26 protein-coding genes are annotated in these 21819 nt (G+C 52.8%); 12 read left to right on the forward strand and 14 right to left on the reverse strand.

Annotated features, from left to right (window positions below):
* Positions 1-4 precede the first annotated feature (4 nt).
* Both KT71_RS07710 and KT71_RS07715 read right to left on the reverse strand, forming a co-directional pair.
* Entirely contained in the window at positions 5-850 is an 846-nt protein-coding gene (locus KT71_RS07710) for a copper resistance protein B (RefSeq protein WP_008296001.1), read from the reverse strand.
* The gene (locus KT71_RS07715) at positions 847-2721 is read right to left on the reverse strand and encodes a copper resistance system multicopper oxidase (protein ID WP_008296000.1); all 1875 of its coding nucleotides are present in this window, start codon (positions 2719-2721) and stop codon (positions 847-849) included. Before KT71_RS07715 ends, KT71_RS07710 begins: the two co-directional genes overlap by 4 nt.
* A gap of 197 nt (positions 2722-2918) precedes the next feature.
* Between KT71_RS07715 and KT71_RS07720 the strand changes: the two genes are divergently transcribed.
* The 6 genes from KT71_RS07720 (at position 2919) to KT71_RS21225 (ending at position 6435) form a co-directional block, all read left to right on the forward strand.
* Positions 2919-3611: a heavy metal response regulator transcription factor gene (locus KT71_RS07720; RefSeq protein ID WP_008295999.1), complete on the forward strand. Its 693-nt coding sequence runs from the start codon at positions 2919-2921 to the stop codon at positions 3609-3611.
* Positions 3598-5055, forward strand: coding sequence for a Cu(+)/Ag(+) sensor histidine kinase (locus KT71_RS07725; RefSeq protein WP_023659442.1), 1458 nt, complete (start codon positions 3598-3600; stop codon positions 5053-5055). Before KT71_RS07720 ends, KT71_RS07725 begins: the two co-directional genes overlap by 14 nt.
* On the forward strand, positions 5033-5437 hold the full coding sequence (gene merR / locus KT71_RS07730; protein ID WP_008295997.1) for a mercury resistance transcriptional regulator MerR: 405 nt from the start codon (positions 5033-5035) through the stop codon (positions 5435-5437). The genes KT71_RS07725 and merR overlap by 23 nt, the downstream gene beginning before the upstream one ends.
* A gap of 89 nt (positions 5438-5526) precedes the next feature.
* The gene (locus KT71_RS07735; protein WP_008295996.1) at positions 5527-5886 is read left to right on the forward strand and encodes a mercuric transporter MerT family protein; all 360 of its coding nucleotides are present in this window, start codon (positions 5527-5529) and stop codon (positions 5884-5886) included.
* Between the two features lie 37 nt (positions 5887-5923).
* Positions 5924-6211, forward strand: a complete 288-nt coding sequence (gene merP / locus KT71_RS07740) for a mercury resistance system periplasmic binding protein MerP (protein ID WP_008295995.1) — start codon at positions 5924-5926, stop codon at positions 6209-6211.
* Entirely contained in the window at positions 6208-6435 is a 228-nt protein-coding gene (locus KT71_RS21225) for a GDCCVxC domain-containing (seleno)protein (protein ID WP_084566968.1), read from the forward strand. Before merP ends, KT71_RS21225 begins: the two co-directional genes overlap by 4 nt.
* 4 nt (positions 6436-6439) lie before the next feature.
* Here KT71_RS21225 and KT71_RS07745 read toward each other — a convergent pair whose 3' ends face one another.
* Genes KT71_RS07745 through KT71_RS07775 form a run of 7 tightly spaced genes read right to left on the reverse strand, consistent with a single transcriptional unit; the run spans position 6440 to position 9723 of the window.
* Complete coding sequence (locus KT71_RS07745) at positions 6440-6820, reverse strand: YkvA family protein (RefSeq protein ID WP_008295993.1); 381 nt, start codon at positions 6818-6820, stop codon at positions 6440-6442.
* Entirely contained in the window at positions 6817-7218 is a 402-nt protein-coding gene (locus KT71_RS07750) for a heavy metal-responsive transcriptional regulator (protein ID WP_008295992.1), read from the reverse strand. Before KT71_RS07750 ends, KT71_RS07745 begins: the two co-directional genes overlap by 4 nt.
* Before the next feature lie 3 nt (positions 7219-7221).
* Positions 7222-7893, reverse strand: coding sequence for a cytochrome c biogenesis CcdA family protein (locus tag KT71_RS07755; protein WP_008295991.1), 672 nt, complete (start codon positions 7891-7893; stop codon positions 7222-7224).
* On the reverse strand, positions 7893-8180 hold the full coding sequence (locus KT71_RS07760; RefSeq protein ID WP_023659443.1) for a glutaredoxin family protein: 288 nt from the start codon (positions 8178-8180) through the stop codon (positions 7893-7895). Before KT71_RS07760 ends, KT71_RS07755 begins: the two co-directional genes overlap by 1 nt.
* Complete coding sequence (locus KT71_RS07765) at positions 8181-8582, reverse strand: hypothetical protein (protein WP_008295989.1); 402 nt, start codon at positions 8580-8582, stop codon at positions 8181-8183.
* Positions 8579-8890 carry a heavy-metal-associated domain-containing protein gene (locus tag KT71_RS07770; protein ID WP_023659445.1) on the reverse strand — a complete coding sequence of 104 codons (312 nt, stop codon included), beginning with the start codon at positions 8888-8890 and terminating at the stop codon, positions 8579-8581. Before KT71_RS07770 ends, KT71_RS07765 begins: the two co-directional genes overlap by 4 nt.
* 17 nt (positions 8891-8907) lie before the next feature.
* A complete protein-coding gene (locus KT71_RS07775; protein WP_008295987.1) occupies positions 8908-9723 on the reverse strand; it encodes a hypothetical protein in 816 nt (271 codons plus the stop codon).
* Between the two features lie 557 nt (positions 9724-10280).
* On the opposite strand from KT71_RS07775, the gene KT71_RS07780 reads away from it, so the two are divergent.
* Positions 10281-12179, forward strand: coding sequence for a cytochrome c/FTR1 family iron permease (locus KT71_RS07780; protein WP_008295986.1), 1899 nt, complete (start codon positions 10281-10283; stop codon positions 12177-12179).
* On the opposite strand, the gene cadR is transcribed toward KT71_RS07780, so the two are convergent.
* Positions 12157-12564, reverse strand: coding sequence for a Cd(II)/Pb(II)-responsive transcriptional regulator (gene cadR, locus KT71_RS07785; RefSeq protein WP_040362998.1), 408 nt, complete (start codon positions 12562-12564; stop codon positions 12157-12159). The genes KT71_RS07780 and cadR overlap by 23 nt on opposite strands.
* A gap of 117 nt (positions 12565-12681) precedes the next feature.
* On the opposite strand from cadR, the gene KT71_RS07790 reads away from it, so the two are divergent.
* The gene (locus KT71_RS07790; protein ID WP_008295984.1) at positions 12682-13542 is read left to right on the forward strand and encodes a cation efflux transmembrane domain-containing protein; all 861 of its coding nucleotides are present in this window, start codon (positions 12682-12684) and stop codon (positions 13540-13542) included.
* A gap of 13 nt (positions 13543-13555) precedes the next feature.
* Complete coding sequence (locus KT71_RS07795) at positions 13556-14212, forward strand: class I SAM-dependent methyltransferase (protein WP_008295983.1); 657 nt, start codon at positions 13556-13558, stop codon at positions 14210-14212.
* Between the two features lie 29 nt (positions 14213-14241).
* On the opposite strand, the gene KT71_RS07800 is transcribed toward KT71_RS07795, so the two are convergent.
* Together KT71_RS07800 and dmeF are read right to left on the reverse strand one after the other, a co-directional pair.
* Positions 14242-14862 (reverse strand): class I SAM-dependent methyltransferase, encoded by a 621-nt coding sequence (locus KT71_RS07800; protein ID WP_008295982.1) that lies wholly within the window; start codon positions 14860-14862, stop codon positions 14242-14244.
* A gap of 21 nt (positions 14863-14883) precedes the next feature.
* Positions 14884-15870 carry a CDF family Co(II)/Ni(II) efflux transporter DmeF gene (dmeF, locus tag KT71_RS07805; protein WP_008295981.1) on the reverse strand — a complete coding sequence of 329 codons (987 nt, stop codon included), beginning with the start codon at positions 15868-15870 and terminating at the stop codon, positions 14884-14886.
* A 67-nt stretch (positions 15871-15937) separates the two neighbouring features.
* On the opposite strand from dmeF, the gene KT71_RS07810 reads away from it, so the two are divergent.
* The 3 genes from KT71_RS07810 (at position 15938) to KT71_RS20455 (ending at position 17680) form a co-directional block, all read left to right on the forward strand.
* Complete coding sequence (locus KT71_RS07810; protein ID WP_008295980.1) at positions 15938-16213, forward strand: metal/formaldehyde-sensitive transcriptional repressor; 276 nt, start codon at positions 15938-15940, stop codon at positions 16211-16213.
* Positions 16214-16894: 681 nt separating this feature from the next.
* On the forward strand, positions 16895-17389 hold the full coding sequence (locus tag KT71_RS07815; protein WP_008295979.1) for a hypothetical protein: 495 nt from the start codon (positions 16895-16897) through the stop codon (positions 17387-17389).
* A gap of 30 nt (positions 17390-17419) precedes the next feature.
* Positions 17420-17680 carry a hypothetical protein gene (locus KT71_RS20455; protein ID WP_152025195.1) on the forward strand — a complete coding sequence of 87 codons (261 nt, stop codon included), beginning with the start codon at positions 17420-17422 and terminating at the stop codon, positions 17678-17680.
* Positions 17681-17971: 291 nt separating this feature from the next.
* Here the strand turns inward: KT71_RS20455 and KT71_RS07825 are convergent, their stop codons facing one another.
* Positions 17972-19177, reverse strand: a complete 1206-nt coding sequence (locus tag KT71_RS07825; RefSeq protein ID WP_008295976.1) for an ATP-binding protein — start codon at positions 19175-19177, stop codon at positions 17972-17974.
* A gap of 169 nt (positions 19178-19346) precedes the next feature.
* A complete protein-coding gene (locus KT71_RS07830; RefSeq protein ID WP_008295975.1) occupies positions 19347-21599 on the reverse strand; it encodes a secreted protein in 2253 nt (750 codons plus the stop codon).
* Between the last annotated feature and the right edge of the window lie 220 nt (positions 21600-21819).

Consider the following 21819-nt stretch of genomic DNA (forward strand, 5'->3'; position numbering starts at 1 on the left):
ATTGTTAAAACCAGAATCGCAGTCCCGCGACGAATTGGGTGCCTGACGTATCTTCGCCTGCCGCACGGCGGTAATCAGCTGTGTCGCCATAGGTGTCTGTCCATTCCACACCGATGTAGGGAGAAAATTGACGGCTGAATTCGTAACGCAGGCGCAAGCCCAGCGCGAGATCCGAGAGGCCCGCCCCCAAACTATTATCAGGGTCATCCTTGCCATACAGATTCAGTTCCGCACGGGGCTGTAAAATGAGCCGCTGTGTCAGCAGCAACTCGTACTCGGCCTCGGCAGAGAGTGCGGTCCGACCGTCGTCGCCAACATACGCAGTAACATCCAGCTCAAACCAGTAGGGCGCCAGGCCTTGCATACCAATTGCCAGCCACTGACGGTTCTTGCCTTCGTCATATTGGTCGAGTCGGACGCCGAATTGGGTGTCGAAATAGGCGTTGAGCGCATGGCCCCACAACAGCTCGGTTGAACTTTCCTCTAGTGTGCCGTATGCGATATCACCTTCCGCTTTGATGACAAAGCGGTTGTAGGTGGTGCCATACCAGGCCTGTATATCGTAAACCGTGCTCTCGCTGTCTTCGTGATACTCCAGGCGATCGCCCAGAACGGACCAGAAGGCGTGTTCGTCCGCCAGTTTCAGTTGCCGCGGCCCCGGCTGTGCATAGGGGCCTTCGGTCAAGGTGTAACCGTCGGAATAAGCGTGGGGATCGCGGGCATCGGCCGGAGCGCTGCCGCCCTGCATTTGCATCTCGTCGTGATCCATTTGCGCCAGGGCCGTATTCACTTGAAGGGCACCGACAATAAAAACCAGTGTTGTGAGATATTTCACCGTATTAAGCCTCATGACACTACCACTTCGCGGAACATGCCCGCGTCCATATGAAACAGCAGATGGCAATGCCAGGCCCAGCGGCCCAAGTCATGGGGTGTGGTCAGGTAACTGATACGCTGCGCTGGTTGCACGGGAATGGTATGGCGGCGGGCCCGCAATTCACCCTGATCGGTTTCCAGTTCGCTCCACATGCCGTGTAAATGCATTGGGTGGGTCATCATGGTGTCGTTTTGCAGAATAATTCTAACGCGTTCATTGTGGCGCAGGGAGACCGGTGTGCTTTTACCGAATTCGAGTCCGTCGAAAGACCAGCTATAGCGTTCCATATTGCCGGTAAGATGTAGTTCCAGCTCCCTCGCGGGCGGGCGGCGGTCATCCAGCACACCATCGATGGATTTCAGGTCGGCCAGCGTCAGCACTCGGTGGCCCTGTGGGCGCAACCCACGCTGGCTTAAGTTGCGCAAGCCAATACCCGGATCGTCGAGATTGGTGCGTGGCATGTCCACTCGCATATCCACCGAAGCGCCGTATTCGGTTCGGGCGTGGCGTATGGTGGATGAGGGTTTGGCAAGAGGGTTATCAGAAGCCCGCTGCACGCCGTGCATACTGTGATCCATGGCCATGCCGCCGTGCATCTGGGAATGATCCATGGTGCTGTGATCCATGGCACCCATACTCATGGACCCCTGATCCATACCGCTATGATTCATGCCTTCGTGACCAGTGCCATGACTCATAGCCCCCATCATGTCAGCCATGGTCAACCACTCAACCGGGTCAGGATCTGGTACTGGAGCGGTTAAGCCTTGCCGCACGGTCAGGGTGCCGCGGGCATAGCCGCTGCGTTCCATGCTCTGGGCAAAGATGGTGTAAGCATCGTCCCGCGGTTCGACCATGACATCGTAGGTTTCTCCGGGGCCGAAACGGAATTCATCCACAGTGACAGGTTCAACATCCTGACCATCCGCTTGGATCACCGTTAGCTTCAAACCCGGAATGCGGATATCGTAAAAGCTGTTGCTGGCGGCATTAATAAAACGAAGCCGTACGCGATCACCGCGCTGGAACAACCCGCTCCAATTGCCCGCCGGGGTGGTGCCATTCATCAGGAAGGTGAGGGTGGCCGCCGACAGGTCCGCCAGATCGGTCGGGTTCATCCGCATCTGGTTCCACATCTGGCGCTTTTCCAGGGCTGCCTGTAAGCCCATCTTTGAAACATCGTCTGTGAAATCGAAAAAGGTGGGCTGATTGAAGTTGTAGACATCGCTTTGTACTTTCAGCTTGCTGAAGGTATGCATTGGATCTTCGTCGGTCCAGTCGGACAGCTGCACCACATAATCCTGGTCGGCACGGTGTCTTTCGCCTGCCCGCGGCTCAATAATCAGGGCGCCATACATCCCGGTCATCTCCTGAAAGCCGGAGTGACTGTGGTACCAATAGGTGCCGCTCTGGCGGAGGGTAAAGCGGTAAACAAAGGTTTCTCCCGGTGCGATGCCTGGGTAGCTGATCCCCGGCACACCATCCATTTGATAGGGCAGCAAGATGCCGTGCCAGTGAATAGAGGTAGAAACAGGTAATCGGTTGGTGACGCGGATGGTGACGTCATCGCCCTCGCGCAGCCGTAGCGTCGGTGCCGGAATGGAACCGTTGATGGTGGTCGCCATACGTGTGACACCGGTAAAATTGACAGGTGTTGCGGCGATTACCAGGTCGATTTCACGGCCGCTGAGTACCGGTGCCGAGCCCAGCGCGGTCGCGCCTTTTGCGGCGGCCTGCAACCAGGACGGTGTGGCGGCCAGCACGCCACCGGCTGCCAGGCCCTGCACGAAGCGGCGGCGACTAAGCTGCCAGGGCTGCTTGGGTCGGGGGAAACCATGGGTCATGAGTCAATCTCTTTTCGAATAAGTGATGGTGGTTCCACGTTCTGATTCCGCATACTAGCCAGCCGAGCCTGTCACCCGCATGACTTCAAAATGACAAAGTTGTAATCTGGGTGTCATCTTCTTGTGGGTTAGCCAGGGTTAGGCTGTTTCCAAACCCATTCTGACACGCCATTCTGAACATACGGAGCAGGGCAACGATGCGGCTATTGGTGGTCGAAGACGAAATCAAGACCGGCGATTATGTACAGCAGGGGCTGACCGAGGCTGGCTTTCTGGTCACGTTGGCGCGCAATGGCCTCGACGGCCATCATTTGGCGATGACAGAAACCTTTGATTTACTGGTGCTGGACGTCATGCTGCCGGACGTCGACGGCTGGCGAATCGTGCAGTCACTGCGCGAGGCTGGCCGTCAGACGCCAGTGCTGTTCCTAACCGCCCGCGACAGCGTGGATGACCGCGTAAAGGGCTTGGAGCTGGGTGCTGACGATTACCTGGTCAAGCCCTTCGCCTTTGCCGAGCTGCTGGCTCGGGTGCGCACTCTGTTGCGTCGCAGTACGGTGCCGGTGATGACCGATCAGATCAAAGTTGCCGACCTCACCCTGGATTTACCGCGTCACCGGGCCACGCGCGCTGGGCGTAAGATCAATCTCAGCCACAAGGAGTTTTGCTTGCTGGAGCTGTTGGTCCGGCGACAGGGCGAAGTATTGCCGCGCTCCCTGATCGCCTCCCAGGTGTGGGACATGAACTTCGATTCCGACACCAATGTCATTGACGTGGCCATACGGCGCCTAAGGGCAAAAATCGATGACGATTTTGAGCCCAAGCTGATTCACACCGTGCGTGGCATGGGTTACAAGCTGGAGGTTGAGGACGACCATGAGGAAAGTTAGCCTCGCCCGGAGGCGACCACTGTCACTCAACAGCCGTGTGATGCTGTTTGTCGCGGTCGCTATCGGTTTGAGCTTGCTGATGATCGGCCATTTGGTGCAAAACGAGGTAGAGCGCCATTTTGCTGAACAGGATGCCGACGAATTGGTGGTGATCACTCGTGCTGTTGAGAAGGCTCTGCAAATGGCGAAGGATCAGGCATTGGCTCCGGAGGACGCCCTTGCGCGAGCTGTTTCTGGTCATCACGGCGTCTATTTTCAAGTTTGGGACGATGCGGGACGCTTGGTCTATAGTTCCGTGGACACCGGATCTTTGCCACAAGCGAACACCTATCCCCCTGTGGACCGCATCCAGGTAGACAATCTTTACACCTGGCAATCTGATGGCAAAACCTACCGTGGCACTGCCACCGATACTCGCATCGGTGGTCAGGACTATCGCATCATTGCTGCCATCGATATGGATTTCCATATCCACTTTCTGGAAAATTTTCGTCGCAGTTTGTGGGTGATCATGGTGGCGGCAGGGGCGATAACTCTTCTGGCGGCCGGGTATGGCGTGCATCAGGGGCATGCCCCAATACGTGCTCTCAGTGAGTCTATGGGTAATGTCCAGGCGGATCGGCTGCATGTGCGTCTCGATCCCGACACCGTGCCGGGGGAGCTGAAAACGCTGGTTGATTCGTTCAACCATATGATCAGTCGATTGGAGGACAGCTTTGCTCGACTTTCTCATTTCTCCGCTGATATCGCCCATGAATTGCGCACGCCGCTGACCAACCTGATCACCCAGACCCAGGTGGGTTTGGGTAAATCCAGAAGCCTGGAAGAATATCGCGAACTGTTATATTCAAACCTGGAAGAACAGGAGCGCTTGACCAAGATGGTCAATGACATGCTCTGGCTAGCCCAAAGCGAACACGGTCTGCTCAAGCCCGTCTGGGAACCGCTGGATCTGGCTCGTGAAGTGCGCGAGCTGTTCGATTTTTTTGAGGCGCTGGCGGAGGAAAAGCAAATCGAATTGGTATCGGAAGGCAAGACTCCGATTATACAGGGTGACCGCGCCATGCTGCGTCGTGCATTGTCCAATCTGCTGTCCAATGCCCTACGTCATACATCCGAAGGGGGGCGTGTGCTGGTCGGGCTGGCATTATCGGGCGAGGGTGGAGCATTACTCAGCGTACAGAATCCGGGGCCGAAAATTCCAGCCGAGCATTTGCCCAGGATTTTCGACCGGTTTTACCGGATCGATCCCTCCCGACAACGGCAAAGCGAAGGCGCTGGTTTGGGACTGGCTATCGTCAAGTCCATAGTCGAAGCTCATGAGGGAAACATCGAGGTGATCTCCGAACGCGGCGTCACGCGCTTCACGATCAACTTACCCAGAGCAGCCGATGCAGAGGTAACTGTTATGGGAGAAAGTGATGAGTCAACTGACCATCGGTAAACTGGCGCAAGCAGCACAGGTCAGTGTCGAAACCATCCGTTATTACGAACGTCGCCAGCTTATCGAGCAACCGCCAAAACCAGCACAGGGATACCGACGTTACCCAAAAACTACCCTGGCGCGGGTCTTGTTCATCAAACGCGCCCAGGAACTGGGATTCACTTTGGAAGAAATCGATAATCTGTTGGCGCTTGGAGAATCCCAGTGCGAAGAGGTACAAGGTCTGGCTGAAAGCAAGCTGGCCGAGGTGCAGGCGAAAATTAACGACCTGCACCGATTGGAGCAAGTCCTGGAGCATCTATTGATTCAGTGCCGCACCAATCCCGATAATGCGGTTTGCCCCATTGTGGAATCCTTGCAACCCCCTTCCGAGCAATCATAAATGGGCGATCAATCATAATTTAAACTTGACTCCGTACCTGAGTACGGTGTTTACACTGGTTTCATCACAATTAACGGGTGAAGTCAGCCATGCCCCCAAAACATAAACTCGCTGAAAGCAACATACCCGTTATAAGTGGCGTGATTGCCGCTATCGGTGCGAGTCTTTGCTGTGTTGGACCTTTTGTGTTGCTGACGCTGGGCATCAGCGGCGCCTGGATTGGCAACCTGACTCTGCTGGAGCCTTATCGCCCTCTCTTCATTGCTACTGTGTTGTTGCTGTTCGGTTGGGCTGGCTGGCAGGTCCATCGGCCAATCGAGGCCTGTGAGCCGGGCACTGCCTGCGCCGTGCCGCAAACGCGGAAACGGCGGCAGATTATTTTCTGGACCACGGCAATCATCGCGCTGATCCTCGTCACCAGTAGTTACTGGATTCCCCTGATGGCCTAAAAATGGCGCTTAACCGTTAAAGACTCTGGAGCCAACCATGCAGAAAATCATTCTTAGTATCGTATTCGCCATCGTCAGCTTCTCGGCCTGGGCCAAGCCACAAACCATCACGCTGGATCTGCCAACCATGAACTGTGCCATGTGCCCAATCACGGTCAAAAAAGCGCTGACCAAGGTAGAAGGAGTAACCAAAGCCGAAGTCAGCTATGAAAAAAAGCAAGCGGTGGTGAGCTTTGAAGATACCAAGACCAGCGCCGAAAAACTGATCGAAGCGACCACCAATGCCGGTTATCCCTCAACCATCGTTAGCGAAAAAAAACCATGACAGAAGTCATTCTGCAATCGGAACTGACTTGCCCCGAATGCGGCCATAAAAAGATCGAAACCATGCCGACAGATACTTGCCAATGGTTTTATGAATGCGAAGGTTGTCATACATTATTGAAGCCGAAGGCCGGTAATTGCTGTGTGTACTGTTCCTATGGATCGGTGCCATGTCCTCCGGTACAGCTCAACCCGAAGTCAAATGGTTGCTGCAATTCACCATGACAGGTCAACCCTTGAAAGTGCGCCATAGTGCATAAATGGCAGCCAAGCTCACACACCAGAATAAGCCAATGGCCAAAGCGGCGGGCCAGCTTTTAGGTAAATTAATGCTGCTTTTTTCGACCTGCGTTTGGAACTCATGCCATAAAGGCTCAGGGATTAACTTTACCGCCAGATAGATCCCAAAGGGCAAGAGTATGAGGTCATCCACATAGCCCAGAACGGGGATGAAGTCTGGGATCAGGTCGATGGGACTCAGCGCGTAGGCAACAACAATCACGACGAGGCATTTCGCTGCAATGGACGTTCTTGGATCACGGCCTGCCAAGTACAGGGCTTTAACCTGTTGCTTTATGTCTCGCGCAAAACATTTGAGCCGCTTATTCATTGCCCATCTGTTTCCTTGTCGAAAGACTCAAGGATCGGACAGCCCTCTTTGCTGGCACCGCAGAGATTGGTTAGAAGGCGCAGTTCGTCCCTTAACGTGGTTAATTCGGCCAAATGGTGCTCTATCTCGTCCAGTTTATGATGCGCCAGCTCTCGGACTTTAGGCTTCGCCTTTTGCGGATTTTCCCTGAACTTAAGCAACTGGGTTATCTCATCCAGACTGAAGCCCATCTTTTGAGCCCGCTTGATAAAGCGCAGGCGCGAAAGATCCTTGTCGCTGTAGAAGCGTACACCGCCATTGTTGCGCTGTACCTTGGGCATCAGTTTGATTTTCTCGTAATAGCGCAGGGTATCGGCACTAATAGCCAATGTTGTCACGACTTCGCCTATTCGCATCATGATTCAAAACCAGAAGTAGTATTCATTGAGCAGGTATACGCCGACCAACATCAGGGTGATACCGCCGACTATTTCAAAACCTCGACGCCAATGCCCAATGGTTTGCAAGTTTTCCAACCAACCGATGCTTACGGCGCCCACTGCGAGGGGGATCACCCGGCCAAGGGCAAACGCCAGCATCAGCAGGCCACCATAGACTACCGAACCAGTGGAGGCACTGACACCCAAGCCGACCCACAGCCCCGGTGAACACACGGGGCAGATTCCCACCGTAAAAGGCATTCCGAGCAAAAACGCCCCCCAGAGTGTGGCAGCGCGTTTTCCGCGCAGTGGCAACCAGGGCAATGGAATTCTTAGCCAACCCGTCCAGAGTAAACCTAGCAAGATCAGTAGAGGTCCAAGCAAAACGCCCCATTGACGGCTCAACAGGCTTTGAGCCCAGGCGCCACCCCAAGCGGCTCCAACGCCTAGCACCACATGAGTGAGGGTTAGCCCTGTGGCAAAGGCCACCCCGTAACTTACCGCTTCACGAAAAGCCCGTGCGCGTGTGACATAAGCCAAGACAACGGGAATGGAGGCGAAAGCGACAGGTGTGAAACTGAATAGGAAGCCGGCCAGCAAGGCTGCGCCCAGCCCTGCAAGACCACCCATCTGCATCCAGGTTGCAGTGTCCATCAACGTTGTTCCATGCGCTGATGGATGGCATGTCGCAACTTGGCCGCTGAGGGTAACGCTGGAAAAACCAGTTCACCATTGATGGCGATGGCCGGGGTACTCATAACACCCAATTCCACTGCGTAATCAATGTTCTCCACCACATTAACTTCGTGATACTGGATATTGGCCTCAGAAAACTCGGCAATCACCATTCTGGCCAGGTCTTTAGCCTTTTGACAACGGCCGCATCCTGAAGCTGTTAGCACCTCCACCAATAGGCGTTCGCTTTCAGTTTTTTTGCTCAATTACAGTCTCTCCAGCCACAGCGTGATCGGCAGCAAGGCGTAGGCAGCAAAGAGGGACAACAGCAGAATCGCCGAACTGCTCCATAACACCGCCTTTTGCCATCGCATGTGGTACTTGTCCGCCAGGGAGCACACCTTGATTCGATGCAATCGCCAGTAGCTAAATATCAATACCCCAGTGGTCAGAGAAAAAATTATGACCTTATGTTGCGAGAGTGTGGTCAACCAGGGCATGGCAGATACCATAGAGGCGACTGCACCGCCCATCCCCAGGGTCACCAGTGCAATGGGCAAGGCGCAGCAGGTAGTGCCGATCAGGGCAAGGCCCAGGCCGCTGAATAACGAGGTGCCGGTTTTCATCTGCTCCTTGTCCATAGAGATAAGTCCACTGGGAAGGTTCATTCATTTTTCGGCTTTAACGGTTGCGCCTGGAATTGACGCAAGGTAAAACCGGCATCGTTGATCAGGGTTTTGAGGGACGCTTCTGTCATCGGCTCCGGGGTATCCGCCTGGAAGATCACCAGACCATCGTTCAGCTTGATCTCGACGCTGGTCTTATCGACGCCATCCAGCGCCTTGATCTTCTTCTCGATGCCGTAGGCGCAATAAGGGCAGGCCAGGCCGTCCACACGTAGCATATAGCGCAACTCTGCCGACCAGGCAGGGAATGCCAGGGCTAACAGCATCAGTATCGATAACAGTCGTCGCATGTTGTTTACTCCTATAACTATAAGTGCCATTCCAGTTCAACCAGGGCGCGGTAATCGCCCTTTTCCTGATCTTTCGAAAGATCATAAAACAACGGTAATTGCACACCGGCCTTGATGGCAAAGTTACGGTAGGTCCACATCAAACCCGGTGACAGAAACCATTGATTACCACCTAGTTGTTTTTCGGCACTGCCCGTGCCTTGTGAAACACGTTCGATCAATTCACCATTGAGTTCCAGCATCCATACCCAATCGGGCTCATGATATTCAGTGGGTGAAAAACGAATACCACCCACCAGATCCACCAGCCAAACGTTGGGTCGCTCTGCACCGGTTGTCGCGTCCGCATTGAAACGGTGACGTACCGAGGCCCAGCGGTACCATTTTCGGCCTTCGTAGCCGTAGGTGAGTCCAACCAAATAATCATTGCCGTCTGGTTCGACGCCATGGAGACCTTCGCCATCATCCAATATTACCTTGCCAAGCACAGCCATGGACTCCTGAACCCCAAAGCTGTCGTGCCGCCAGAATCGGTACTTGGTGGATAAATTGGTGGAGCCCCGGTTATCGTCACCATCGCCACTACGTACATAGGGAATGCCAATACCGGCCACCCAATCTCCCGTGAGGCCGTATTTGAATTGCAACTCTGCTTCTGTCTCGGATTCGTCACCGGATTTTTCCCGATGTCCCCCAGCATGAATTTCTACACCGCCCTTAAAAAGGGTATGCGGCCCCAAGCCGAACACCGGGTCGTGGGCTGCGGCAGTTTCGGCTCCCAGAAACAGGATTGTGAGAACCGGGAGAAAGGCGTACTGAGCAATGTTTTTCATGATCGTCGCATATCATCTTGAACAATTGTTGTGAACTTTAAAAGCTTAATACTTGGAGTCAGCTCCAGGTCAAGTGTTCAAACTAATTTCTTGATACGTATCATCACAAACTGTCAACAGCCACCCCACCAGCCTGCTGCACATGATGTTCAGTAGCGGTACCGGCTCGGAAGTGATGAGTTGTATCACCGCACCGATGGTGGGCGGCATGTTGAGTGCTGTGTTGTTGACCCTGCTGGTCGTGTACTACCTGTGGCGCGGGTATTCGTTGAAAGGTTGATATCAACCTGGTAGCTCAATGGAGGAGAAGGGCAGCCCTTGGCTGGCAGGGGTCGTGTCGCCACGGAAAGCCGACAAACTAGCCACACGCTTGACTCTATAGCTACCATAGGGATTACAATTGAGACTAATTATCATTAGCAACAAGCCAAGTAGAGATCTCGTTAATGCAGGCACACTGGATATACCGTTTTATAAGCCCGAAGCTATGTGTTCTGAATGTCTCAGTACTGCTGCTGGGCTTATCGTGTTTGCTTCCAGCGACCAGTCAGGCGGAGATGAGTGATGATAGCTCGGCTCAGATGCGTCAATTGGCACAGCTGGCCGAATACATTGCTGTGGATTACGCGGAAGCCGTCAGGAATGGGCAGGTGGTTAATGACGGTGAATATCAGGAAATGCTGGAGTTCTCCCAGCTCATTGTGACGAATATTTCTGAGATTCAGGATAAATCAGCCGACGCTGGCGACCTGACAGATCAGGCAAAGGCTTTACAGGAAGCCATCCAGAACAAACAGGCTATTGAAACGATTCGGCAAATGAGCAGCAGCCTGCGGGGTACGTTGTTGGCACTGATGCCTCAGTCGTCCTTACCAGATCACCTGTTGCCCAAAGCGAGAGTCGAAGGGTTGTTTGAGAGCCAATGCGCTTCTTGCCATGGCGCAGCCGGTGGGGGCGATGGTGTGATGGCCGCACAGCTGGAGCCAGCTCCAACCGATTTCACCAGCAAAGAGCGAGCCTTGAATCGGTCTCTTCTGGGCCTGTACGACGCTATATCCAATGGCATAGACGATACCGCAATGCCGGCATTTACCCAATTGACGGAAGAGCAACGCTGGTCGCTGGCGTTCCATGTCGGCGGATTGGCATTTCAATCCGGCTCTGAGGATACAGGCGAGGCACCCAGTGTCACCTTGTCACAGATGGTAAACCACACGCCGGCGCAACTTGCTGCAGAACACCCGGATATGACGCAGAAGGGGATCGAACGGTTGCGCGCAAAGCCAGAACTGTTATTCCAGGAATCGACCAATCCTCTGAAAATCACCCGCGACCAACTGCTGCTAGCACAAGAGGCGCACCAGCGCGGCGATTATCAAACAGCACAAACATTGGCGGTCAGCGCTTATCTGGATGGCTTTGAATTGGTCGAAAACAGCCTGGATGCGCAGGATAAAGCACTCCGCCAGACGCTCGAGGCCGATATGATGGCGATAAGGCAATTATTGAAGCAGGCACAGCCCCCGGGCGAGGTGGAAAGCGCTGTGAGCCGGACGTTGGCAAGGTTAGATGATGCGGATCGATTGCTTTCGGAATCTACCTTGTCCAATGCGACCCTGTTCAGTGCCAGCTTGGTGATCCTGTTGCGGGAGGGGCTCGAAGCCCTGCTCGTGGTGATTGCCCTGGTTACTGTGCTGGTGCGAACCGGTCGGCGTGACGGACTTCGGTATGTACATTTGGGTTGGGTAACGGCATTGGTGGCCGGTGTTGCGACCTGGGCTGCCGCGCAGTCCCTGGTCAGTATCAGCGGTGCCAGTCGCGAAGTCATGGAAGGTGTTGCGGCCCTATTGGCGGCGGTCGTGTTGCTCTATGTCGGCATCTGGATGCACAGTAAAACCCATGCTACCCAGTGGCAGGCCTATATCCAGCAGCACATCAACTCCCACCTGACTGCGGGTACCCTGTGGGGCCTTGCGCTGCTGGCATTTATTGCGGTTTATCGTGAAGTCTTTGAAACGGTCTTGTTTTATCAGGCGCTGCTGACCCAGGCTGCAGCCGCTCAATATTCATCCGTATTCAGCGGCTTTGTAGCCGGTACTTCTTTCTTGGCGGTATTGGCCTGGTTGCTGGTGCGTTATTCAGTGAAATTACCCATTGCCAGATTCTTTTCCGTCACCACCTACCTGTTGCTGGCCCTGGCGTTTATCCTCATGGGTAAGGCGATGTCGGCACTTCAGGAAGCGGATTTTATCGGTATTACCCCATTGCCTGTCAGTTTTGAATTCGATTGGGTCGGCGTCAAATCCACCTGGCAGGGGATCCTGGCGCAATTGTCGGTACTGGTGGTTTTCCTGGTCTTTCTGGGGCTGGCGAGAAGGCAGCGGAAAAATGCTCCTGTTGCAGAACGTCTAGGAGAGTTTTTGGAACCGGGTGTCAGACACTCGAAACCGGAGTAGCCGACAAATTCCGCAATATGCCGCACTGCTCCACTGTCCGACGGTTTGAGCAGCTGCGGCGCAGCATTCGCAGTTGCTCGTTCAGTTTAGTGAGTTCCTGAATACGCGCCTCCACCTGCTCGATATGCCTATCCATCATCCGATTCACGTCACCACATTGTGCGCCGGGGGAACGGCTTAATCCCAATAATTGCCGGATCTCCGGCAAACTGAGATCCAGGCTGCGGCAGTGCTTGATAAACAATAATTGCTCAACGGCAACTTCATCGTACAGGCGAAAATTACCTTCACTGCGTTCTGCGGAGGCAATCAATTGTTCCTTTTCATAATGCCGGATGGTTTGCACGGAGCAGCCAGTCACTTTCGACAGTTCGCCGATTTTTATCATCTCTCAATATTCCGATTGACTCTATAGTTGTTATAGAGTTTAAGCTGCACTTCGTGAATAGTACAAGGGCTTTTTATGACAAACACATGCCGCGACAATTGTCATAGTGACGCGATGAAGAACACTCCCCAGACTGCCGAAGTGCACGATGCTTCTCATGGCGGCTTTGTCAGTGAGTATTATGTCCCCAAGATGGACTGCCCTTCAGAAGAAGGCATGATCCGTATGGCGTTGGACAGTGTGGAACCTAAAGTCGCATTGGAATTCGATACCCCCAAGAGAAAGGTGCGGGTCTTTCATGGGGACAACGCTGACGCCATTGAGGAGCGAATGCGCGCACTCGGCTTGGGTGCGACGTTGGAAAGCACAACGCCTGTCGCCAGAGATGACCTCGCCCGAGCACAGGCGTCCGCAAAACAGGAGGCACAAACAGAAGCTCGCATTCTTAAGTGGCTACTTGCCATCAACGGGATGATGTTTGTCATCGAAATCACCGTCGGTTGGTGGGCGCAATCCACTGGCTTGATTGCGGATTCTTTGGACATGTTCGCTGATGCCGCCGTCTACGGCGTGGCACTGTATGCCGTAGGGCACAGTGTGCGGATGAAGCTGCGCGCAGCCCATTTTTCCGGTTGGCTTCAGATCCTTCTCGCCGTCGGTGCTTTGGGTGAAGTGGTAAGGCGGCTATTGTTCGGAAGTGAGCCTATTTCCAGTCTGATGATGGGCTTCGGGCTCGTGGCCCTGGCGGCCAATGTGATCTGTCTGCTGTTGATTGCCAAAAGCCGTAATAGCGGCGCGCATATGAAAGCCAGCTGGATTTTCTCCGCCAATGATGTGATCGCCAATCTAGGTGTCATCCTTGCCGGTGGATTGGTGGCCTGGACGGGCTCACGTTATCCAGATTTGGTGATTGGCCTTATCATCGGTTTGATTGTGTTAAATGGTGCGCGCCGTATTTTGCAGCTAAAGTTCTGATTGAGGAAATGCGATGAAGAGTTCCCGGCCCACCTATATTCCTGCCTTGAAGTATCGTGCCCTAACCCGTTATTACGACTGGGTGGTTTCCTTGACTACACGAGAACAAATCTTTAAAACTGCGTTGGTCAACCAAGCTGCTCCGTTAGCAGGACAGCACTTACTCGATGTGGGCTGCGGCACGGGAACCCTGACTCAAATGTTTGCCGAAAGAGAACCGTCGCTGACTATTACTGGTCTGGATGCAGACTCTGGAGCACTCGAACTAGCCAAAACCAAGTTTGCTTCAATGGATCAGCGTGTGAGTTTGTGGCAGGGTTTCGCACAAGATATGCCCTTCGAAACAGCGACTTTTGACGTTGCAGTGTCGAGCTTGTTTTTTCACCACTTGACACGACTGCAGAAGCTCGATGTCTTAAAACAAATCCATAGGGTCCTTAAACCAGGTGGGAGATTACACATTGCTGATTGGGGAAAGCCTTCGTCATCGATTCAACGAATGCTATTTCTGCTGGTTCAGTGCCTTGATGGTTTTGAAACGACACGAGACAATGTCAAGGGTGTGTTACCCATTTTGATAGAGGAAGCGGGCTTTGTTGTGGTTGATAGTAAAGATTGTGTAGCAACGCCTTTAGGTACTATCCAGTTCATTCAGGCGAAAGCACATTAAACATGAATAAACGAATTCACAATCGCTTTTCAGACATGAGTAACTCTGCATAAGCAATAGATGAACTTTTGCAGCGAGCCGAAAGGTGTTTGGTGGATTTCTTTCTTGTGTCCCAGAAGTTCGAAAGGTGAACCAAATTCAGCGCGCAGTGATCCGGCTGAGTAGCGTTGTACAGGTAAGCCGCTGCATTGTTCTGGACCATCCTCAGTAAAGGTCGCTACCAGTATATAACCGCCTGGTCGGACACTTTTCAGGACTGTCTCGATATAACGATGTCGCGCAGCTTCATCGGTAAGAAAATGGAACACAGCCCGGCCATGCCATAGATCAAACCGATGTTCGGGCAGTACTACTTGCGTAATGTCACCCTCAATCCATTGCACTCGGTGGGCTGCATCACTCAAGCGTTCTTTTGCCACTTGGAGTGCATATGCAGATAGGTCGAGTACCGAGACGTCGGAATAACCTTGCGCCAGCAAGTCATCGACCAGCGTGGATGCGCCGCCGCCCACGTCGATAATGTGAGCCGATCTATCCAATGACAGTCGCTGGATGATCTTCATAGATTGGACTGCTTGGGGTTGAAACCAGCTCACCGAATCTGCTGGCTTGTTGGCATAAACTTTTTCCCAGTGCTGTTTAGTGTCCATAAATTTCTCCAGGAGAAAATTTCAAAGAGAATATAAGGTCAAAGTGTTGAATCGTTCCTTCCATTCTCCTTTTAGACTTTTGGCGTCTCTGTTTACTTCAATTGTGATATGGGCCAATTCACCGATGTCTGATAAACACGCCTTAATGTGATCGGGAGTGAGTTTATCTTCGGCAGACACCGATAAAATGCAGGCGTAATGCTGTTTGCCTACGCGCCATAAATGGAGGTCAGTAATAGGCACTTCCGGTAATGTCGTGTCGATCCGCTGCTTCACGATATTGGCGATAGGCTTATTCATTTCGGCATCTAACAGCACTTTTCCCGTCTCCCGAATGAGTCCGATTGCCCATATGGACACAAGAGCCGCGCCGGCAATTCCCATCACCGGATCAAGCCAGTTGGCACCCCAAAGTTTGCCACCGAATAACGCGATGATGGCGAGTAGCGAAGTCAAGGCATCGGTCAATACATGCAAATAGGCGGCACGCAAGTTCAGGTCATGATGATGGTGGCCATGGTCTTGATGATCCTCTCCATGGCTGTGATGGTGATGACCGTCTTTTAGCAGCCAGGCGCAGATAAGGTTGACCCCGAGTCCCAATATCGCCACCAGAATCGCCTGATTGTATTGAATCGGCGTCGGTGCAATCAGCCGCTCTATCGATTGGTAAAACATGAGTCCGGCAATGCCCACCAGAAAAATGGCGCTGGTATAACCCCCCAGCACTTCAATCTTCCAGGTACCAAAAGCAAACCCTGGGTGTTGGGCGAATCGGCGGGCGGCGGCGTAGGCGGCAACGGACAGACCCAGCGCCAGGGCATGAGAACTCATGTGCCAACCATCGGCCAGCAAAGCCATAGAGTTGAACAGCCATCCACTGGTGATTTCCGCCACCATCATGATGGCGGTTAACAAGACCGTCCAGCGCGTATTTCTCTCCGCTAGTGGATTGCCTTCATCAAAAACATGGTCGTGGTAGCGGTGGGGCAGTACGTCTGCTGTCATGGCGTTGTGTCCGGGGTTATGTTTGCATATACTATACCCCAGTATACTTTACTGCTGGATCCTATCAATGGCCCATACCATAAAACAGCGCGATAAATTGCTGACTCGAGTACGTAAAATCCGTGGACAAACCGAGGGATTGGAAAAGCTGCTTGCTAAGGACGGTGAGTGCAGCAGAATTTTGCAACAAATCGCCGCTATTCGCGGAGCTATCAACGGCCTGATGGGGGAAGTGTTGGAGGGACATATTCGTGAACACTTGGGAGCGCACGATATTACGGCCGCAGAGCGCGACGCGGATGTCGAACAGGTAGTAAGCGTGCTACGCTCTTACCTGAAATAACAAGGTTTCCTTTATACACATGCCAGCGAAGAATCACTCAAGAATACACTTTGCAGCGCATATCATGTTAATGGTGGCGGTATTGCAATGCAGTCTGTGGCTCTCGACGCCGTCGGTGTGGCGCATGGCCCTGCCAATATCGACTAGCATCACGAAACCTTATTAGTATTGGGAAAGATACTATAAAATAGTCAGTCTCAGCAGTTGACCTCTTCACCGGCTAATCGAGGGGAGGGGGTCTCCATAGATTGGTAGTTTTTTACCCGGTCTGCCTGATTCCTGACTCCGTTGAGTGGGGCTATCAGTAAAAAAATGAAATTATTTTTAAGAAATTTCTGAGCATGGTATTTTTCATGGTATTATCGATTCACAGTAAAATAAGCTATTGAAAATAAAAGATAAAAATGGCTTATTGATAATAGAGTGGGAGTGACCTGAACTTTTAACTCATTGATTTATAACAATTAAATTAACCTAGTAAACAGTATATTCTGCATCATCAATGGTATTTTTCATGGTATTTGTTGCGGATAGAAAGGCAGAAAACAACGATACCATGCAAGGCAAGTTGATGCTGGCATGGTATTGGAGAGTTTGAAATGCGTGCGCCCTGGAGCAATCCAGAAACCGGCTAGTTCCCACTTTAGTTGGGTTGGACCTGGTAGGCCGGAGTCATCTAGGATGCAGGAAAAAACATACAAACTGGCTCATTTAGATAGACCAAAGCTGTTGGCAGCTGCGCGCAAGGCGCTAATCACAGCGGATGCGTATTATTACGCCTGGACACCCGAGAAACAGGAACGCTTCCGGGCAACCATGGGTGAAGATGCAGGACGTAAAATACAGTGCGTACTACTGGATGATTTGCTGGATATTAAGTGCCGAACAAATGAGATTGATGAGGTTTGGAATAATCTGGAGTTATCCAACCTCACCCAGCTCAACTGGGCAAGACTTCTGACGACAGGCATTGGTGAAGATTACGTCTATCTCAATGAGTGCATGGCAGAGGGTAAGACTCTGCTGGACTTCCCAACACTCTACGATTTCGACTATGCCGACTACCTGTTTCAGGAAGAGGCCCGCAAGCGGGACTTTACGGATTACAAAGGCATTGAATACTACATCTACCAGCACCCTTCCTGGGTCAGATTGCTCATACAGCAGCGGTTTTAATATGCGACTTTTACCTCCCTGGCTACCTATGTGCTGGATGATATTGAATCTGCGGGGAATGAAATTATCCGTCAGCTCATTCCTCATGAATATGTGGATGGCAAAAACCACGGCAAAGAGGAAAAAGGCGGGTTTGTTTGGGATGTAAAAATTGACGCGGCAGGGCAGGAGGCTCAGTTGGATGAATTAAGAAGCCGCTGGTATGGCTATCAACGAGAACGCTGGTTGGCATTGAGTGAATCAAATGTCCAACGACCTCCTACGGTATATACACGACAAGGATTGGGATGATGACCCGGACAGGTTTTTTGTTTTTGCTAATGAAAAAACTCTGAAGCAGATTCGCTGGCGTCATTTTCTGTCAGATTGCAAATCACTGGTTGCTGAATTTGCGGAGGTGGAAAAATTTCTGGCAGAAGAGATCGACCGGGCGAATGCCTGGTTAGTTGAAAGTCACCAGGATATTTAGGAAAACTTTGATCCCACGGTAGTTAGGCTAAGGAAAAAGAACAAGATTATTATGGCTGAAAGTGCATTGGATGATCTGAGCAAAATAGACGCGGATAGGGAATGATGGCCTGATCATACAGGCGTAACAATCTGCGCGGAGTGGATTTCATGCCAAGGCAGAACAGTGACAGCGGAACGTATCTGTCGGTTGTCGCCGCCATAAACCAGCCATGCCTGTCCGGCGGTTTCACCGGTCAGTTTTCGCCAGAATTCCAGCCCCTTGAAGTAATCTTTGTTGATGGTTTGTCCGGATTTTATTTCCAGCGGTGACAGATGGGTGCCATGGTCAATCAGCAGGTCTACCTCGTGTCCCGCACGGTCACGCCAGAAGTAAAGGTTTGAGGTTTCACCCGCGTTATAACGGGCTTTCAGCAATTCACTAATAACCCAGGTTTCGAATAAGGCACCTCGTTGAACGTGGGTAGACAGTTGTTCGTGGTTTTGGATGCCGAGCAACCAGGTTGCAAGACCGGTATCCAAAAAATAAAGTTTGGGTGTCTTGACTAGACGCTTATTGAAATTCTGGTGATGTGGCGGCAACAGATGCACGATGTAACTTGCTTCCAGCACGGATATCCACGACTTGGCCGTGTTATGCGTAATACCACAGTCGTTGGCTAGCGAAGAAAGATTGAGGAGTTGTCCGGTTCTGCCTGCGCACAATTTCAGGAAGCGTTGAAAGGTCCCCAAATCCTGTACTTTGATTAATTGCCGGACGTCTCGTTCCAGGTAAGTGCGCACATAGTTTCCATGCCAGGGATGTGGTTCAAGTCCACGGTCGAAGATTGGGGGGTAGGCACCATCGAAGAGAATCTTATCGAGGTTCTGGCCAACTTTTTCTGCGCGCTGTAATTCGTCGTAGGTCATCGGTAGCAGCGTCAGCAATGCAGCTCTGCCTGCGAGGCTCTGTGTGATGCCTGACAACAGGCCAAATTGCTGGGAGCCCGTCAGGATAAATTCGCCGGGTTGTTGTCTCTCATCGACGCGTGTCTGAATATAGGAAAACAGGGTAGGGCAGCGTTGTGCTTCATCTAGAATGGCGCCCCCACTAAACTGATTCAAAAAACCACGAGGGTCCACTTCGGCAAATTCCCTCTGATCGAGATCTTCAAGCGATACATAACGATATTCAGGGAAAGCATGTCGAACCAGGGTGGACTTTCCGGACTGGCGTGGACCCGTGATGACAAGCACTGGATAGCCGCTGGCGAAGTGTTTAAGTCTGGATTCCGCGTGTCGGGAGATATAGGTCACGGTTGGTTTCTGCTGGCTTTCCATGACTACAGTATGGAATTAGTTGGCTAATTGTCAATATAATTCTCAATTAGCCAATCTATGGGTATTGGTTAAACCCTGCCTTTCAAAGAGGTAGCTACCGATAAACATATGCTCAATAGTTCTAACTGATCAATAATACTACCGAATTGTCAGGGTTTAATTCGAATCTCTAATTCTTGTATTTGTCCTTGATTGCCTGCGTCTCGCGCTCGACGTTGGTCCGCATCTGCGCCATTTCATTGTTGAATTCGCGCAACATCTCCAGCCGTTGCGCATCAGTCTCCGCGTTTTGCATGTCCGCCTGAAAATTGGCGTTCATACCATTGATTTCGGCAACGAAGGCGTCAGAAAGTGTCTTTATCTCGGCATTCATTTTCGCGTAGCGCTCCGCGGTACTCAGTGTGCTTGTGGGCGACTTGGCCGGTGCCGCCTTGGGGGCTGCCTGACGGGGCTCGTCCGGTGCATGCTGGACCGGAACGTCTGTCGGCTGTGCAGGTGATGCGGCCTGTGTCGATTGGACATGTTTCGAATCCTCAACCACGGGGGCTGATAGCACCCGCAAAGACTGACCGCTCAGGTCGTCCTCTGCCAGGGCGATCATATTCCGCTCAAAGCGGGCGACTTCCGGGCCGGTGCAATCGTAGTTGTTCTTCATCTGTACCAGCCCCTGCAGCACCAGGCGCTTTGCTTTGTTGAGCAGGGGTGAGGTGCTGTCCGGTGCGCCGTAGTGAGAGCCGACCCGTTCCAGCAGTGGGAAGAACTCCGGATTGGTTGTGTATTCGGCCTCATAGGTTTGCCCGGGTTCATAGTCTGTGCTGCCGTCAAAATTGACGGTTTCGATACCGGGTGTGGTGTGCACGAAAGTGCGGGTCTTGGCCCCAGGTTTGAGGCACTGGGCTCCCCAGGCGGCGTAGGCGTACATGTACTTGTTAGCGGCACCAACAATGAACCCGTCATCCGCTTCGATCATGCCGGAAAACAGCTGTGTGATCGGATTCTCTGTCATATTGAGCTGGTCCATCTGACCGCTGAGCATCTCATTCACTTCCGCTCGGTGGAGCTGATCCATCTCCTGTACCAAATCGCCACGGCCGTTGTAGATGGCGTTGAGGTAACGTCCGCCTGGCAGCTCGCAGAATGGTGCGTCGCTGCAGGCGGGCCCGAGATGATTAGCGTTCAGATAGTCCAGATGGGCTTGTGCCCGTTCGCTCAGATGTTGGTCGAGCAGTTTCAGGTAACCCTTGTCATCGCCGAACGCGGAAGCCTGAATGGGCCGGAACTGGAAGGACATGCGATCCCATGGGGTCTCGTCCCCCTCGCGGTAGTTTGAGACGCTGGCGGTCAGCGCGTCGCCGCAATACTCGTTGACCACCTGTCTCGCCCGTTCGCCCAGTGCCTTGGCATAGTTACCGCCGAACGCCTGGTTTCGATCTTCGCTGGGTACCGTGTAGTAAGCGTCCATCCGCCGGTTCATGCACCAGTTGTCTTGGGCCGGATAGAGCGTGAGCTTCTGGCTCTTATAGAGGGCTTTGCGGGTGCGGGCGAAAGTCTGCGGGTCGTCGGCCGTGTCGAGATCCATAGCAGCAAGCTGTTCGTGGAGGGGATCCGTGAACTTGACCCACTCAATACCCCAGAGCCGCTTGAACCCGGAAGGAGAAGGGGTGGACAGGTAAAGCTCATCGCTGTGACCTTTCTCGCCGGCGTCGGCGCAGAATTTCCGAAGCATCTGGACATTGGAATGGCCGCGGTTGATCACCATGGTGAACGAACCCCAGAGTGCGTAACCATCGCGGCTGGTTGCGCATTGACCGTTCGGCCGCTCGCTGCCCGGTTCATACCAGTGCCCGGAAATGGTGTGATGAGACACCCGCGGTGGCGATGTGCCTTCCTGCATATGGCGCTCAATGTCGGTTCCAACCAGGTGGGATCTGAGCATTTTCCCGTAGATGGCCTCGAAGCGCCCGTCCTGGAATCGAACCAGTCCATTGTGGTAGCCCATATCTGCCGGTAGATAACCCTCGGCGATGGTGTTGCGGACGAGATCACTGTACCAAAGCGCATTCTGCGCCGCCCATCCTGTATTCCGATGCATCTCGAACCGGTAGACCGGTCGCGGACTGGCCGGTCGTCCTGGCACATTCACATGGATGATGTCTGCCTGCGGGCATTGGCGGAGTACATGAGGTACCGCTCCGCGCGCGTAGTCGGTTACCCGAGGCAGCATATTCTGTATTTCGGAATGCCCCGTGTAGCCGACCTCGATGCCAACCCGCTCCGCGCAAGCACCTGACCAGTATGTGGACCACGCCTCCAGGGTCGGCCCGTAGCCGGTCTTGATAGCGGCTTCCGGGAGAAAGACGGCACCTCGAGCACCGCTGCCAGCGAGGAGCACGAGTAGACACAGGGCGATACGAATAGACACGAATTTGGCTCCAGAGCGGCATGGGAAAGTGTGCGAATGTAGCACGACGACTGTTGTAGGTTAAGCCGCCAGCGGCTTGTCACTTACCTGAGCTGGCAGAGTCCGGTTATTTGGCCGAACCCATTGTCGAAAGAGGTATTTGGCTAGCTCTCTTTTTTTGCTCTGTATTTCAAGCGCTCAAATACATCTGCATTGGTGAGCAAGGGAATTCCAAATACCA

This window comes from Congregibacter litoralis KT71, from assembly GCF_000153125.2.
GTDB lineage: Bacteria > Pseudomonadota > Gammaproteobacteria > Pseudomonadales > Halieaceae > Congregibacter > Congregibacter litoralis.